This is a genomic window from Mesorhizobium sp. WSM4312 (assembly GCF_002294875.1).
In the GTDB taxonomy this organism is placed as follows: Bacteria; Pseudomonadota; Alphaproteobacteria; order Rhizobiales; family Rhizobiaceae; genus Mesorhizobium.
Map to the genome: position 1 here is coordinate 42,150 of NZ_NSFU01000012.1, position 15,306 is coordinate 57,455.

Sequence of the window (15,306 nt, forward strand, 5' to 3'; positions counted from 1 at the left end):
CCAAGAGGGGCGTCAAAAACCAGGCTCTGATCGAGCTGGGCAGCCCTGCTGGAGCCGACAGTCTGAAGCCGGCTCAGCCGACCGACAGGTTGACGGCCTTGGGTCCCTTGCCGCGCTTGTCCGGCTCGGTGTCGAATGTTACTTTCTGCCCATCTTCGAGACCGGGAAGACCCGACGCCTGCACGGCCGAAATATGGACGAAGACATCCTTCGCGCCATCGTCCGGCGTGATGAAGCCGAAGCCTTTGGCATGGTTGAAGAATTTGACGGTGCCGGTCTGCGGCATGGGAAGCTCCTTTGATCCCATAAACTCCAGTCTCGGGCCGGCAAATGCCCGAGAGGAAATTTGTCCTTTATTTTAGCGTCATCGGCAAGAGAAAGTTTTGCGGGCACTTAAAGCGCCTTAAGCCTTTGTTGTGATGCATGTCGTTGACCCGGAGCCGGATCCACTTCCGGGCTACATGCATTGATGCCGCGCCACGGACATGAAAAAAGGCACGACGAAAATCGCCGCGCCTTTTTAAAAATCTGTCTGCGTGCCCACAGGCTGGGCAGGCTTCGAACCCTCGTTCGCCCGCCGTCAGGGACGCGCGGCGCCGATGGTTCAGGCAGCGCGGAGGTTGACCGCCTTCGGGCCCTTGCCCATGCGGTCCGGCTCGACGTCGAAGGTGACCTTCTGGCCGTCGACGAGCGTGCGCAGGCCCGATGCCTCGATCGCGGAAATATGGACGAACACGTCCTTGGCGCCGCCGTCGGGCGTGATGAAACCGAAGCCTTTGGTCGCGTTGAAGAATTTAACGGTGCCGGTCTGGGCCATTGGGGAAACTCCTTCACCCGTTCAGTCTTTGTTGGTCTGCCCGCCACCTGGCGTCGAGGGCAGTTCCCGGTGGTTGCTTTCGGCAGTCATGCATTGGCGCATGGTCAAACCCCCCGCCGAAAAACGGGGCCGTCAGAGATTCACAGTATCGGGGAAAGGTCGTCCAAAACGTTCCGCTCTCCGGGTCGCAAATGCCCGAACACGGAATTTATCGCACGGAAACGTGAAGGTTGCAAGATAGCGCCGCGGGCCGCCGCACTGAGCGCATCCCGACGCAAGAATCGACCGATCTGAGCGTCGACGGGCCGCAAATAGGCCCCGTTGCCGGGCCGGTCATTGACCCACAGAGAGGGTCGCGCATGGGCCAGTGTTGCCGGCGGACGCCGGCCATGGCTGTAACCGGCGTTTCCGTCCCCGCGAACGCGGTCGCATCCGCGAGCGGGGTTGCATTTGACAGGGGAATGGCGAGGATCGTGATCGGGGATGGGATCGAGGGAGAAATCAGCATCAACTTCCTGGCGTCGGTTTTTTCGCGGCAAGGGTTTGCCGTCCTGTTCCTGTCGGCGCTTCTGGCCGCCTGCACCGTGGTCGTCGATGATGGGCCAGGACCGCGGCCGCCGCGTCCCGAACCGGAATTCTGCACTAGGCAATACGAGCCCGTCTGTGCCCGGCGCGGCGGCGACCGCCAGACCTTCGCCAATGCCTGCCTTGCCGACCGCGCCGGATACCGTATCGTGCGCGACGGCCCCTGCCGCAGCGATGGCGGCGACGGTGGCGATGGTGGTGGTGGTGGCGAAGAGCAGACGTTCTGCACCCGTGAATACGCGCCCGTCTGCGCCCGCCGCCATGGCGAGATGCGCAGCTTCCCCAATGCCTGCGAAGCCCGCGCCGCGGACTACCGCGTCGTCGGCGATGGCCCGTGCTGAGAACGTCCTACCTGTCCACGCCAGTATAGGCTTTGCCTTTCAGCAGGGCTGCCAGGTGGGCGGCATTAGACGCGGCCATCTCGATCATGCCGGCGACCTTTTCGGGGGTCTTTGGCAGATCGACATAATTGACGTCGCCCATCGCCTCGCCCACCCAATAGACGCCGCCATTGGCCGGAATGGTGAAGCCGACATCGTTGAGCGCCTGGAAGCACTCGGCATGGCAATGGTGGGCACCATCTTCGTTGCCGACGATCGCCACCAGTGCCACCTTGCCGGCGGCCGGCATGCGGCCCTTGCCGTCGGTTTCCTCGAGAAAGGCATCCATGCGTTCCATGACGCGCTTGGCGACGCTGGAGGGTTGTCCCATCCAGATCGGCAGACCGAGTATGAATATATCGGCCGCGATAATCTTCTTACGCAGACCAGGCCAGTCGTCGCCTTTGCCCATGTCGGAGAGCACTCCGGGCTTGATATCATGATCGAGGGCGCGCACGACCTCCCCCTTCACGCCATGCGGCTTGAGCGCTGAGAGCAGGTCGGCGATGAGCCTGTCGGTGGAGGATTTTTCCTTGTCGCTGGATGCTTTCAGCGAACAGTTGACGGCAAAGGCGGTGAGGGACATTCGGCGGCTCCTGCATATGGCTGCAGGCTCAACGTCGCGAGGCGCTTGCGGTTGCTCTGATCGCTCAACGCATCCCGAAAGAACTCGCAACCCCGCGAAGACTTGAACCTGCCGCGCCAATGGCCTAGATCGCAGCAGGCGGACAAACACGGCAGGTTTCCCATTAACAGAGATCAAAGACGAGCGGCGAGTGCGGGAACCAGGTCTGGCGCAGGCGGACAGCCGCCGCTGGGTCTCGACCAGTATGTGCAGCAGGCCCTGCAATTGCACCAGGCCGGGCGCCGGCAAGAGGCAGAGACCATCTACCGGCAAGTCTTGGCGCGCCAGCCCAAGCACGCGGCGGCGGCGCATTTCCTGGGGCTGCTGCTGCACCAGACCGGACGCAGCGAAGAGGGCCTGGATCTCATCGAGCGGTCGGTCAGCCTGCAGCCGACGAATGCCGATTTCCTCAACAATTTCGGCACGGTGATGCGCGATCTCGGCCGCGTCGCCGCGGCAACCGACTTCTTCCGCGGCGCGGTGGATCTGCGGCCGGAGCAGCTCGCCGCGCGCGACAATCTCGGCTCGTCGCTGAAGCAGCTCGGCCGGTTCGAGGAGGCCGAAGAAATCTATCGCGGCACGGTAGCGCGCAATCCCTTCCATGTGCGCGCCCGCATCGGGCTTGCCGAAACCCTGCAGGAAGCCGCTCGCTTGGACGAGGCGCTGGCCGTGTTTCGCGAGTCGCTGACCATCCGTCCCAAGGATGCCGACCTTCTGCATGGGCTCGGAGTCGGGCTGATGGAAAAGGGCAGGCTCGACGAGGCGGCCGATCTGTTCCGGCAGGCGCTGGCGGTCAACCCGGGCATGGCCAAGGCCTGGCTGATGTTGTCGCAGGTCAAGCGCCAGAAGGAGCGCGATGCCGAATTGTCCGGCATGGAAGCGCAGCATGCCAAGGCGCCGCAGGACAGCCTGGCGCGCATGCAGCTGTCGTTCGGCCTCGGCAAGGCCAATGACGACCTGAAGGACTATGAGAAGGCCTTCGACTATTTTGCCGAAGGCAATGCCATTCGCCGCAAGGGGATCAACTATGATCCCGTCAGGACGCGCGAGGAATTCGCGGCGATGAAGACGGTGTTCGATGCCGGCTTCTTCGAAAGGCACAGACCGAGCCCGATCACCGATGACGCGCCGATCTTCGTCGTCGGCATGCCGCGTTCGGGCACGACGCTGGTCGAGCAGATCATCGCCAGCCATCCGCAGGTCTATGGCGCGGGCGAGCTCAGCATCCTGAAGAACGCGGTCGGCAAGCAGTTCCCGGCGACCATGCCGGGTGGCTTTCCGTGGGGCGTATCGGATACGGACGATGCGGATTTCGCCGCGGCGGGCCAGGCCTATCTCGACATGCTGCATGCCCGCTATCCGCATGTCAGCCACGTCACCGACAAGATGCCGGGCAACTTCCTGCTTGTCGGCTTCATCCACATGATGATGCCGAAAGCCAGGATCATCCATTGCGCCCGCGATGCGGCTGCAACCTGCCTGTCGATCTACAAGGTGCATTTCCGCGGCGACAGCCACCGCTATGGCTACGATCTCGGCGAGCTCGCCGACTTCCACAATCTCTACACCGACATCATGGCGCATTGGCACAAGGTGCTGCCCGGCGTCGTGCATGATGTGCGCTACGAGGATTTCGTCGCCGATCAGGAAGGCCAGAGCCGGGCGCTCATCGACTATCTCGGCCTGCCATGGGACGATGCCGTGCTGTCGTTCCACGAGACCGACCGGCCGGTGCGCACGGCGTCCGCCGCGCAGGTGCGCCAGCCGATGTATCAAGGCTCGGTCGACCTGTGGAAGCGCTATGGGGACCGGCTAAAGCCGCTGCTGGACAAACTGGATTGAAGAGCCAGGCAGATGTGCCGCGATTAATCAGGACGATGTTTGGTTGAAATCATTGTCCTGATCTCTTTGGGCAATATGCATTAGCCGGCCTGCGGCTTCTGCTCATAGCGCAGGAAGACGTTGCCGTTGCCGAAGGCTTGCGATCGGGCCAGCTTCACGTTGAGCCGATTGCCGATGCCTTCGAACATCGTCCTGCCGGCGCCAAGCATGATCGGCACGATGACGAACTGGTATTCGTCGATCAAATTATCCTCGGCCAATTGAGCGACGAGATTGCCGCTTCCAAGGATTGTCATGTGGTTGCCCGGTTGCTGCTTCAGTTCCCGAAGCTTCGCGGCCGGCTCGCTCTTGACCAACTCGGTGTTGTTCCAACTCACCGTGTCGAGCGTGCGGGAGAACACCACCTTCTGCATGGCGTTCATGCGTTCGGCCACCGCCGGTGCGATTTGGGCCGCCATCGGCGTCGGCCAGAACTGGATCATCAGGTCGTAGGTAACGCGGCCCAGCACCAGCATGCCACCGCCCTTGGCATTGTCGGCGGCGAAAGCGTTCCATTCCGGATCCTGGCTGTGCGCCCAGTCCATGGCGCCGTGCCTGTCGGTAAAATAGCCGTCGAGCGAGATGCTGTTGAATACGATCAGTTTGCGCATAAGTCGGTCCTGCCTTGAGAAATGAAGTCCTGCCTTGAGAAATGAAGAAGAGTCCCGCCATTGGCGTCGTTACGCGGCAGCGGGCGACTACAGCTCGATGAAAGGCTGGAAGCCGCCGAAGATCATGCGCTTCATATCGAAGGGCATGGGTCCCAAATCGGGTGTCAAACGGGGATCGGCTATCACCTTGGCCATCACCGTGTCGCGGCTTTGCCTGGATTCATAGACCGCCCAGGCGAAGACGACGATCTCGTCGTCCTTTGCCTGGACGGCACGCGGAAACGAGGTGAGTTCGCCATAGGGCACGTCGTCGCCGATGCATTCGACATAGGCCAGCGCGCCGTGTTCCATCCATATGGGGCCTGCGAGGTTGGCCAGCTTCTTGTAGTCATCGAGTTTGGCCTTTGGCACGGCAAGCACGAAACCATCGACATAGGACATGGTGAGCTCCTTGCTGAAAACCGAGCGCCGGGTCGGCGGGGATACGACCCGGCGCGGTGAGCGCGTCAGCCCTGACGGGCGACGCCTGCTCGCTACTTCACCGGCGCGTTCATCGCCCAGGCGACGCCGAACGGATCATTCAGCTGGCCCCAGCGATCGCCCCAGAACATCACCTGCAGCGGCGTGACCACTTCGCAGCCGGCATCGACGGCGCGCTGCCACCAGGTCTCGATGTCGCCATCTTCGAGATGGAGCTGCAGCGTGTAGCCCTGCGCGGCCTTATGTGGATGGCCGTGCTCGGGATAGGCGTCGCCCAGCATCAGCGTCGAGCCGTTGACGTGGAGATGGATGTGCATGGTGCGGCCTTTTTCATCCGCCGGATAGGCAAAGACCTGCTTGGCGCCAAAGGCCTTCTTGTAGAAATCAGCGGCCTTGAAGGCGCCGTCCACCTGCAGATAAGGGGTTAACCCGCCGAGCACTTCTGCCCTGGGCTGAATGGGGGTCTGGTCAGTCATGTCTTGCTCCTCTTTGCGTTCGGCTTGGCCTTACGAACCACAGGACGCGCGAGGTGACGGCAATCCTACATGGCGGCGCGAATTTTCTTTCGAGCCGGACCCGGACGGGCCGGGCAACCGGCGGATTGAAGCGGCAATCGCATGAACAGGCTGATCGCGGTCATATGACCTTGGTCGAGAAGGTCGTTGCACGACGGCTGTTGCGCGCGTCGAAGAGGTCCGGAAAGCCGATGTCCTTACGCAATTCGGCTGGCAGCGAGAGCAGGATGCGTTCGCTGCGATGGCGGGCACGTGCCGACGCGTATTGGGTTGCGATGCGACCGATGGATGAAAGGACCGACATGATGTTCTCTCCCTGGGTTGATGCCGGCATCATCGTGTCGGCATCCCAAGGACGTGGCAGGTTCAGGCGATCCGACAGAGCGCCGAATTTTTTGTTACGACTCCGAATTCGATCGAAGAGGCCTTCGTCGCTCAGAGCGGCGGCTATGCGAACTTAAGCGTTGGGATCGCTGAAACATCAACCTCGCGCTCGGCGTGCCAGGCATCGAAAGCCGCCTGCATCCGAAGCCAGATCGCGGCACCGTCGCCAAACATCTTCCCAAGGCGAGCGGCCACAGCCGGCGAAACCGGCTTCTTTTCGCGGATGATGTCATAAAGCTGTTGCCGGGAGATCCCGAGCAGATTTGCAATTTCCACCTTGGTCTTTCCGGTTGCCGGGATAATGTCCTCAAGCAGCGCTCCCGGGTGGGAGGGACAACGCTCGATCGGACGCATCGGCTCGTGCACGGTCATAAGTCGAACTTCTCCAATCTGGCCGCCTCAGTGGTATTGCTCGAAATCGACGCGGGCGGCGTCCTTACCGTCGAATTCAAATGTGATGCACCACGGGCCGTTGACATGGACCGTGTAGCGAATTGGATCGAAGCCTTTCAGCGGGTGGAAGTCGAAGCTGGGGAGGTTCATCTCCTCCGGCTTCTCCGAAGCTTCCAGGCGGTCAAGCCGGACCAGAATGCGCTTGTGCATTTTGGCGTCGATCTTACCGGTTTTTCCGGTTTGAAAGAGGTCCGACAGCGCCTTGTTCTTGAAGGACTTGATCATCGATCTATGTAAACAGGTTGCTTACACAGATCAAGATGTGTAAGCAAATAATTTACAGGCAAAACGAACCTGTCTCGCCGCTCAACCGCCGCCTTCCGCTACCTCAAGGAAAAAGCCCTCGGGGTCCTCGACCTCCGTCAGCTTCCGCTTCTCGATCAGCCAGAAACGGTTGCCGACGGCTCGGATGAAGGAGCGGTCGTGCGAGGCGAGCACGCAGCTTGCCTGGTGCTTGAGCAATTCCTCCTCCAGCGCTTCCTGGCCATCGATGTCGAGATGGTTGGTCGGCTCGTCGAGCAGATAGAAATTGGGATTGGCGAGCCTGAGCGCAAGCATCATCAGCCGTGCCTTCTGGCCGCCGGACAGCGCGCCGATCCTTTTCTCCTGCATCTCGATGACCACGCCGGCGCCGGCAAGCAACGAGCGGGCGCGTTGTTCGCCGACGTCGTAGCGGCGCGAGACCATCGCCAGCGGCGTGTCGTCGCCGCTGATGCCGGACAGCGCCTGGTCGCTGTAGCCGAGCACCGTCGACGGCGTCACCTTCACGTTCTGCACCGTGTCGGGCTCGGCGATGGCGCTGCGGATCAGGCTGACGAAGCGCGATTTGCCGACGCCATTGCGGCCGAGCAGCACGATGCGGTCGCCCTGACAGATGTGACGCTTGCCGGTCTTGAACAGCAGCGTGCCATCGGGCGTTTCGACCACCGCGTCGTCGAGCGTGATCAGCACCTTGGCGTGGGTGCCGCGATTGGCAAGCCGGATCGCACCGGCCGATTTTTCGCGGTGCGCCGATACCGCCTCCTCTTCGAGTTTGTCCGCCCGTTCCCTGAGCTGCTTGGTTTTCACCGTCAAAAGGTCGCTGCCGGAATTGATGCCGATGTTGTTGAGCTTGGCGGCCTGCTTTCGCAGCTGCTGGGCGACCTTCATGTCGCGCTCGAATTTTCGCGCTGTCGAGGCGTCGACCTCGTCGAGCGCCTGTCTGGCGCGGGAGTAGGGCAGCGCAAACACCGGCGACTGTTCCGGGCGCAGGAACAGCGTCCGGTTGGTGGTGGCGTCGAGGAAGGCGCGGTCATGGCTGGCGATGACGACGGGCACTTCGCGCGGCAGCGCGTTCAGCCAGCTTTCCAGCTGGCTGATGCGGGCAAGGTCTAGATGATTGGTCGGCTCGTCGAGCAGCAGCACATCGGGATCGGTGACCCAGACGCGGGCGATCAGCGCCAGCCTCTGCCAGCCGCCGCTCAGCGCCTGGATTTCCCGCTCGCGCATCGGCTCAGGCACGTCGAGAGAATCCAGCACCACGTCGACGCGCCACATCTCGCTTTCGGCCTGCTCCGACGGCAAGGCGTCGGCCACCACCTCATGGAAGCTGCGGCTGAGAAGGGCAGGGGGAACCGACTGCTCGACATGGCCGACGCGCAAGCCGCGCGTGCGGGTGATGTCGCCAGAGGTCGGCTCCATCTCGCCGGTCAGGCATTTGAGCAAGGTCGACTTGCCGCGGCCGTTGGCGGCAACGATGCCGAGCCGGTCGCCGCCGCGGACAGTGAGGTCGAGATTGGAAAACAGCGGCGCACTCACGGTGACGCCGAGGGATTTGAGGCTGATCAGGGGCATTGTGATTTCTCTGGTCTTGCCGGAAACAACTCCGGATGCACTTTGACGGTGCGCGTGCTGGCCATCAGGCTCGGCGTTGCGGCACCACGAAGGGCAGACCAAAAAAATCGAAGCGGGAAAAACCCGGACCGTCCCTGGTCAGCCCTGCAAGCTGGCTTGCAGGGCAGAAATCGGGCCACGCTGACGATGGTGATCAATAGACACGCAGCCCTCCTTTCAAGACGTTCGAGTGTGCGAAGCGATTACACCAAAGGCGGTGCGGATGGCAAGGCCGCCGCTTTCGCCCGGTGCGGGAACGGATCCAGCACCAATATGCAGCCACCGATGATTGCTACCGCGCCGAAGGCCTGGATGATGGTCAGCGACTCGCCGAGCATGACAGTGCCAACCAGCACGGCGATCGTGGTCACGGCGAATTCGACGCTGATCGCCCTGGTCGCGCCGATGCTGGCCACCAGCCGGAAGTAGACGACATAGGTCAGCGCGCTCATCACGCAAGCGAGAAGGACGAGATAGAGGAAATCGACAGGGCGCGGCATGGCCGGCACCGGGACGGCCAGCAGCAGCGGCAGTGTCATCAGCCCGCCGAACAGAAAGGCGGCGCCGGTGAGTTCGAACGAGCCGGCCGAGCGCAGATGGCGATTGGCGTAGTTGCTGCCGAAGGCGGCGGAGAAGGAGCTGAACAGCGAGGCGGCGCAGCCGAATGCGAAGGACGGCGTGATCGGCACCGAAGGGAAGCCGACCAAGACCACGATGCCCGCAGCGCCGAGCAGCAAGCCGGCCAGCCCGCGAACGGTGATGCGCTCGAGCCCCCATAACTGGCCAAGGATCATCGAGAACAGCGGGATCGCGGCAACGAGAATGGCCGCCATCGCCGTGCCGATACGCGGCGTGGCGTAGGACAGGCCGATCAGCTGCGCCGCGACGGTCGTCGCGCCAACCATGGCGAAGTGCCGCCAGCCGGCGCTGAAATCGAGCCGTCGCCGCGTCGCCGCCGCCAGCAGGAAGAGCGTGATGCCGGCGATCAGCGAGCGCAAGGTCACCGCGCCGACCCAGCCGAATGCGTGTACCACCTTGAGCAGCACGAGGAACGACAGGCCCCAGGTGACGGCCAGGAAGGCGTAGGCTGCGATATCCTTGGGTTTCATTTCGCGCGGCTGCGTGAGGTTTAGGCGGGAGACGAGAGCCCCACGGCCGTATCGCTTCGGCCGGCGACTGACAAGGGAAGGCGCATGGTCCAGTCGGCCGGCAAATACAGTTTCGAGATTACACGGGTCTCAGGTGACCGTCGCTTAGTTCATATTCCTTGTTGAGATCGAGCAGGAAATGGCCGAACACCGTACAGGCGCGGAGATCAATAATGATCACGAGAAGGGCGTTGAACCTGCCTGTGCCAATCAAAACCTGGTCAAACCGATTTTGGGCATCCCGGTAAACATAGTGTACGTCGTTCAGGTAGGGCACACCGATATCGTTGAGGTCCAGTGCGTCGACATAGGGCCATATGTCTACGACGGCATTCACCGTGGCGGTGACATTCGTCATCGGCTCAGCGAAGCAGGCTTTGAACTCTTTCTCATCAAGTCTGCGAACGACCACCATCACTTATTCTAGGTGATGGCGCTTGAAAATCGCAACCGATCGAAACGTGATGTTTACAGGCCGCTACTTCCCCGGCCTGCCCGTTTTCCCAGGCCGGCGCTTTTCGCGGCGGGCGTCGCCTGGGTCCTCGTAGGAGCCGATTCCGGCGCGCTGGCGGATGATTGGTTTGTCGTCGCGATCTGTCGCGCCTGTCCTGCCGGCCCCCACGAGGGGGGAGATCGGCTGCGGCTTCGCCGGCACTTTTCCTTCGACCGGCTTTTCCGTGCGCCGCACGGTCATCTCGTCCAGAGAGTTCTTCTTGAACAGCGGCTTGACCGGCTCGCCGGGAATACCGAAGTCGGAACCGTGCGCTTCGGACGCCGACTGTTTCTTGAACAGCGAACGTGACATTACACCCGCAGGCGTCGGCATGTCGGTGCCGGGCCCCATGTCGTCGATCGACGGTTTGGCGAACAGCGGCTTCTTCACCGGCACGGCGCCGTCGGCGCCCATCTCGTCGAGATCGGGCTTGCGGAACAGGTTGGGCCGGGCAGCCCTGGCGGCCTCTTCGGCGGCGCGTGCTTCGTCGAGCTTGCGGAAACGTTCCTGTTCCTCAGCCGTGCGATGCTTGGCCACGCCCTTGTTGTGCTTGCCCTTTTCGCGGCCCGAGACCGGGCTTTCCATGTCGGCGTATTTGGCCAGCGGGTCGTCGGAAATCGACAGTTCCATCTCGCGCAGCCGCTTGATCTCGTCGCGGATGCGGGCGGCCTTCTCGAAGTCGAGATTGGCGGCTGCGTCGCGCATCTGTTTTTCCATCGCGTCGAGATGCGCCTTGAGGTTGTTGCCCATCATGGCGCCGGCGCTGTCGGTGAACTGCGAGATGTCGGCGCGGACATGGTCCTTCTCGTAGACCGAGTCCAGAATGTCGGAGATGCGCGACTTGACCGATTCCGGCGTGATGCCGTTGGCGGCGTTCCACTCCATCTGCTTTTCGCGGCGGCGGTTGGTTTCGGCCATCGCCCGCTCCATCGAGCCGGTGACCTGGTCGGCATAGAGGATGACCTTGCCGTCGACGTTGCGGGCGGCGCGGCCGATGGTCTGGATGAGCGAGGTTTCGGAGCGCAAAAAACCTTCCTTGTCGGCATCGAGAATGGCGACGAAGCCGCATTCGGGAATGTCGAGGCCTTCGCGCAAAAGGTTGATGCCGACCAGCACGTCGAAAGCGCCGAGGCGCAAGTCGCGCAGAATCTCGATGCGCTCCAGCGTGTCGATGTCGGAGTGCATGTAGCGCACGCGCACGCCCTGTTCGTGCAGATATTCGGTCAAATCCTCGGCCATGCGCTTGGTCAGCACCGTGACCAGCGTGCGGTAGCCGGCGGCCGTGGTCTCGCGGATCTCGCCGACGACATCGTCGACCTGGCTTTTCGCCGGGCGCACCTCGACCGGCGGGTCGATCAGGCCGGTCGGGCGGATGACCTGCTCGGCGAAGACGCCGCCGGACTGTTCCATTTCCCAGCCGCCCGGGGTCGCCGAAACGGCGACGGAGAGCGGGCGCATGGCGTCCCATTCCTCGAAGCGCAGCGGCCGGTTGTCCATGCAGGAGGGCAGGCGGAAGCCATACTCGGCCAGCGTCGCCTTGCGCCGGAAGTCGCCGCGATACATGCCGCCGATCTGCGGCACGGTGACGTGGCTTTCGTCGATGAACACCAGTGCATTGTCCGGGATATACTCGAACAAGGTCGGCGGCGGGTCGCCCGGTTGGCGGCCGGTGAGATAACGCGAATAGTTCTCGATGCCGGCGCAGGAGCCGGTGGCTTCCAGCATTTCGAGGTCGAAGCGGGTGCGCTGCTCCAGCCTCTGCGCTTCCAGCAGGCGGCCGGCGCGCTCCAGTTCCACCAGCCGCTGCTTGAGCTCTTCCTTGATCGACTTGATCGCCTGGTTGAGCGTCGGGCGCGGCGTCACATAGTGCGAATTGGCGTAGATCTTGACGCTTTTCAGCTCGCCGGTCTTCTGGCCGGTCAGCGGATCGAACTCGGTGATCTGCTCGATCTCATCGCCGAACATCGAGATGCGCCAGGCGCGATCCTCAAGGTGGGCCGGGAAGATCTCGATCGTGTCGCCGCGCACGCGGAACGAGCCGCGCACGAAATTGATGTCCTGGCGCTTGTACTGCTGGGCGACGAGGTCGGCGAGCAAAGCGCGCTGGTCGAGCCGGTCGCCGATCTGCATCTGGAAGGTCATCGCCGTATAGGTCTCGACCGAACCGATACCGTAGATGCAGGACACCGAGGCGACGATGATGACGTCGTCGCGCTCGAGCAGCGAGCGCGTCGCCGAGTGGCGCATGCGGTCGATCTGTTCGTTGATCGAGGATTCCTTCTCGATGAAGGTGTCGGTGCGCGGAACGTAGGCTTCCGGCTGGTAGTAGTCGTAATAGGAGACGAAATACTCCACCGCATTGTCGGGGAAGAATTTCTTGAACTCGGAATAGAGCTGCGCGGCCAGCGTCTTGTTGGGCGCCAGGATCAGGGCCGGGCGCTGCGTCTCCTCGATCACCTTGGCCATGGTGAAGGTTTTTCCCGAGCCGGTGACGCCGAGCAGCACCTGGGTGCGGTCGTTGTTGTCGACGCCTTCGACAAGGTCCTTGATGGCGGTCGGCTGGTCGCCGGCCGGCTCGAAGTCCGACACCATCTTGATGGCGATGCCGCCTTCCGACTTTTCCGGCCGGGCAGGGCGGTGCGGCGTCCACAGCACGCCATCCTTGTGCAGCGGATTGCCGGATTCGATCAGCGCCGAGAGCGCGGCGACCGTTGCGGTGACGCCGCTCGACGTCATCGTCTCGGCTTCTTCCAGCGAGATATCGAGGCCGGCGACCGGATTGAGGCCGGCCGCGGCGCGTTCGCGAGCGGTGGCCGCGCCGCCCATCGAGGTGCCGCGCGCCGTGCGCCCGGGCGCGGAGGAACGCTCGGGAACCTTCTTGGATGGTCTTGGCGCTTTGCCGCCGTCGCCCTTGCCAGCCTGGCGCCCTTCGCGCTCCGCCTCCTGCTCGATCTGTTCGGCCCAGTCGGCAATCGAACCGGTCAGCGGCGTGCCCGACAGTTCGGGCTGCGGCGTCTCGGCAAAGCCACCTTTATGCAGCGGCTCGGAGGCGTCGAGGAAATCGGTCAGCGGGCTGCGCCGCTTCGGCGCGGCGCGATCGTCATTCGCCGTCGGCGGCGTTCTTTTATCGGGGGATTTGGCCATGCCCCGAATATGGGAGGTCTTGGCGAAAATGGAAAGAGCGCGATGCGGCTAGGCGCATGCCCCGATGCAGCTCCTGACAGCAGCCTGTCAGGAGGAGGCAGTTGCCGAGGGGGGCATCCGCCCGCGGTCAGGCGCCGCGGGCGTTGTCCGTCGCGACCTGGGTCGGCGATCCGTTGAGGCGCGGCACGACGACGAGGCGCGTGACCTTGCCTTTCTTGAAGGCGGCGAGGAAGCGGGAATAGTCCCTGAAGACCACGCAGCCGTTGGACTCGGCGCGGCCGCCGCGCAGCATGTAGGTGTGGGCGAGCAGGCCATTGCGGTTGTATTTGTTGCCACCGCCGACCGGTGTCAGGCGCAGGGCCTCGACGCCATGGAAGCGGGATTCACGCAGCGACAGATTGTAGGTATTGGGCGGCGTCGGGCCACGATCCTTCACATGGACATAGCGCGGCTGGTCGACCATGGCGCCGAGGCCGGAATGGGCCTCGAGCCGCTGGCCGTCCGGCATATAGACGGTCTTGGCGCTGATGTCATAGACCGCGACGCCGTGGCCGGCTCCACTTCCGCCGCTCGGTCCATTGAAGAGGTTCCTGAACGCCTGGCCAAGGCCGCCCGAAGGCGTGTCCGGCTTGGCATAGGCCAGCACATCGCCGCCATCGCGGCCGGCCCGGGCCGGCCTTGCGGGCTGGGCCTGCTGGACCGGCTTTGCCTCCGGCGCCGGCTTTTGCTGCGCGATCTTGGGCTGAGCAATCTTGGGCTGCGGCGCCGGCTCATCCTGTTCCGCCACGGCCCTTGGCTGCCGCGGCGCGTCATATTGCGGGCGGCGGGTCGGCAGCGGCACGTCGTCGGTCAGCGCATCCGGCAGCGAGGCAGCGTCGCCGGGCTGTTGCGGCTGGGTCTCGGCAGGCGCAACCGCGACATCGGCAGAGGATTCGGTCATCGGCAGCGCAGAGGCAAATGCTTCGTCCTCGACGGGCAGCGACTGGACGAGGGCCAGCGCCAGCTGCGTGTTGTCAGGCGCCTGCGACTGGGCGAGGCCCATCGGCGCCGGCGCGGTCTGGACGACGGCGCCGGTATCGGCACGGGCAAAGCGTTCCGCCACCGGAGTCGGCATGTCGCTCGACAGGCTGGCCATCACCTGGACCGACGGAACCAGCGAGGCCTCGGTAATCTGCGGCGCGGCCGTGGAAATCACCGGGCGGGCGTCGGCCGTGGCGACGGGCTTGCCGGCGCCGGCAAAGGCGGCGGCGAGCTTGGTCGGCGACAGCGACGCCTCCATGCGGTCGAAGCGTTCCTGCGCCTTCGACTTCAAGATTGGCTGTTCCGGCCTTGCGTGGGCCGCGAGGCGCGCGGATTTCTCACCCAGCGGGCTCACACGGGCCAGCTTGAAGCAGGTGGCGCCGCATTGCACGGCATGGTCATGCAAGGCCTGGCTGCCGCCATGGGCATTGGCCAGCACGAACGGCGCCGAAGGCCTCAGGAAATGCTGTTTCAGCGGATCGGCCATCGCCAGCGAGCCCGGCATGGCCAGCGTCTGCGGCAGGCCGCTCGATGTCGCCGACAGCGACGCACCGACGGAGCTGAGGCCGGCCATGGTGCCGATCAGCCAGAGGCCGACGGCGGCGCTGGCACCAGGCACCGCGACCCAGCGGACGATCCGTTTCGGATTGAAGGAAGGAGTGCGCTGCGCATCGACGAACTCGCCGCCCTCGCGCTGGTCCCGGATTATTTTGTGTTTACTCGACAACGCCATGCAACCAATCTCGCTCCAATCGGTTTTCCCCGTACGTGGCCTTGTCAGCCGCGACGACCATTCTGCGAGTGATCCCAGGGTGGTCCCCGACGCGTTTGCCGCGCCTGTCGTTGATTGCCGATTGCTTCAAAATATGGACAAAGTTGGTTAACCAATCCCTCTCAA

16 protein-coding genes are annotated in these 15,306 nt (G+C 63.4%); 2 read left to right on the top strand and 14 right to left on the bottom strand.

Going from position 1 to position 15,306, the window contains the following annotated elements:
- Positions 1-73 precede the first annotated feature (73 nt).
- Both CK228_RS20945 and CK228_RS20950 read right to left on the bottom strand, forming a co-directional pair.
- Positions 74-286 (bottom strand): cold-shock protein, encoded by a 213-nt coding sequence (locus CK228_RS20945; protein ID WP_008877668.1) that lies wholly within the window; start codon positions 284-286, stop codon positions 74-76.
- 318 nt (positions 287-604) lie between these two features.
- Entirely contained in the window at positions 605-817 is a 213-nt protein-coding gene (locus tag CK228_RS20950; RefSeq protein WP_006202520.1) for a cold-shock protein, read from the bottom strand.
- Between the two features lie 461 nt (positions 818-1,278).
- On the opposite strand from CK228_RS20950, the gene CK228_RS20955 reads away from it, so the two are divergent.
- Positions 1,279-1,743 (top strand): Kazal-type serine protease inhibitor, encoded by a 465-nt coding sequence (locus CK228_RS20955; RefSeq protein ID WP_179295990.1) that lies wholly within the window; start codon positions 1,279-1,281, stop codon positions 1,741-1,743.
- Between the two features lie 7 nt (positions 1,744-1,750).
- On the opposite strand, the gene CK228_RS20960 is transcribed toward CK228_RS20955, so the two are convergent.
- Positions 1,751-2,368, bottom strand: coding sequence for an NAD(P)H-dependent oxidoreductase (locus tag CK228_RS20960; protein WP_095789071.1), 618 nt, complete (start codon positions 2,366-2,368; stop codon positions 1,751-1,753).
- A gap of 246 nt (positions 2,369-2,614) precedes the next feature.
- On the opposite strand from CK228_RS20960, the gene CK228_RS20965 reads away from it, so the two are divergent.
- Complete coding sequence (locus tag CK228_RS20965; RefSeq protein WP_095789072.1) at positions 2,615-4,249, top strand: tetratricopeptide repeat-containing sulfotransferase family protein; 1,635 nt, start codon at positions 2,615-2,617, stop codon at positions 4,247-4,249.
- 80 nt (positions 4,250-4,329) lie between these two features.
- Here the strand turns inward: CK228_RS20965 and CK228_RS20970 are convergent, their stop codons facing one another.
- The 11 genes from CK228_RS20970 to CK228_RS21020 all read right to left on the bottom strand — a co-directional run bounded on the left by CK228_RS20970 (position 4,330) and on the right by CK228_RS21020 (position 15,141).
- Positions 4,330-4,899, bottom strand: coding sequence for a dihydrofolate reductase family protein (locus tag CK228_RS20970; RefSeq protein ID WP_095789073.1), 570 nt, complete (start codon positions 4,897-4,899; stop codon positions 4,330-4,332).
- Between the two features lie 87 nt (positions 4,900-4,986).
- The gene (locus tag CK228_RS20975; protein WP_095773552.1) at positions 4,987-5,340 is read right to left on the bottom strand and encodes a DUF1428 domain-containing protein; all 354 of its coding nucleotides are present in this window, start codon (positions 5,338-5,340) and stop codon (positions 4,987-4,989) included.
- 92 nt (positions 5,341-5,432) lie between these two features.
- Entirely contained in the window at positions 5,433-5,855 is a 423-nt protein-coding gene (locus CK228_RS20980) for a glyoxalase/bleomycin resistance/extradiol dioxygenase family protein (protein WP_095773553.1), read from the bottom strand.
- A 160-nt stretch (positions 5,856-6,015) separates the two neighbouring features.
- On the bottom strand, positions 6,016-6,198 hold the full coding sequence (locus CK228_RS20985; RefSeq protein WP_095773716.1) for a hypothetical protein: 183 nt from the start codon (positions 6,196-6,198) through the stop codon (positions 6,016-6,018).
- 143 nt (positions 6,199-6,341) lie between these two features.
- The gene (locus tag CK228_RS20990; RefSeq protein WP_095773554.1) at positions 6,342-6,650 is read right to left on the bottom strand and encodes a HigA family addiction module antitoxin; all 309 of its coding nucleotides are present in this window, start codon (positions 6,648-6,650) and stop codon (positions 6,342-6,344) included.
- Between the two features lie 27 nt (positions 6,651-6,677).
- On the bottom strand, positions 6,678-6,956 hold the full coding sequence (locus tag CK228_RS20995) for a type II toxin-antitoxin system RelE/ParE family toxin (RefSeq protein ID WP_095789074.1): 279 nt from the start codon (positions 6,954-6,956) through the stop codon (positions 6,678-6,680).
- A gap of 81 nt (positions 6,957-7,037) precedes the next feature.
- On the bottom strand, positions 7,038-8,564 hold the full coding sequence (locus tag CK228_RS21000) for an ABC-F family ATP-binding cassette domain-containing protein (protein ID WP_095789075.1): 1,527 nt from the start codon (positions 8,562-8,564) through the stop codon (positions 7,038-7,040).
- A gap of 242 nt (positions 8,565-8,806) precedes the next feature.
- Positions 8,807-9,712 carry a DMT family transporter gene (locus CK228_RS21005; RefSeq protein ID WP_095789076.1) on the bottom strand — a complete coding sequence of 302 codons (906 nt, stop codon included), beginning with the start codon at positions 9,710-9,712 and terminating at the stop codon, positions 8,807-8,809.
- A gap of 118 nt (positions 9,713-9,830) precedes the next feature.
- On the bottom strand, positions 9,831-10,166 hold the full coding sequence (locus tag CK228_RS21010; RefSeq protein WP_095789077.1) for a hypothetical protein: 336 nt from the start codon (positions 10,164-10,166) through the stop codon (positions 9,831-9,833).
- Positions 10,167-10,229: 63 nt separating this feature from the next.
- Positions 10,230-13,388 carry an excinuclease ABC subunit UvrB gene (gene uvrB / locus CK228_RS21015; protein ID WP_095789078.1) on the bottom strand — a complete coding sequence of 1,053 codons (3,159 nt, stop codon included), beginning with the start codon at positions 13,386-13,388 and terminating at the stop codon, positions 10,230-10,232.
- A 127-nt stretch (positions 13,389-13,515) separates the two neighbouring features.
- Positions 13,516-15,141 (bottom strand): DUF2778 domain-containing protein, encoded by a 1,626-nt coding sequence (locus CK228_RS21020; protein WP_095789079.1) that lies wholly within the window; start codon positions 15,139-15,141, stop codon positions 13,516-13,518.
- Between the last annotated feature and the right edge of the window lie 165 nt (positions 15,142-15,306).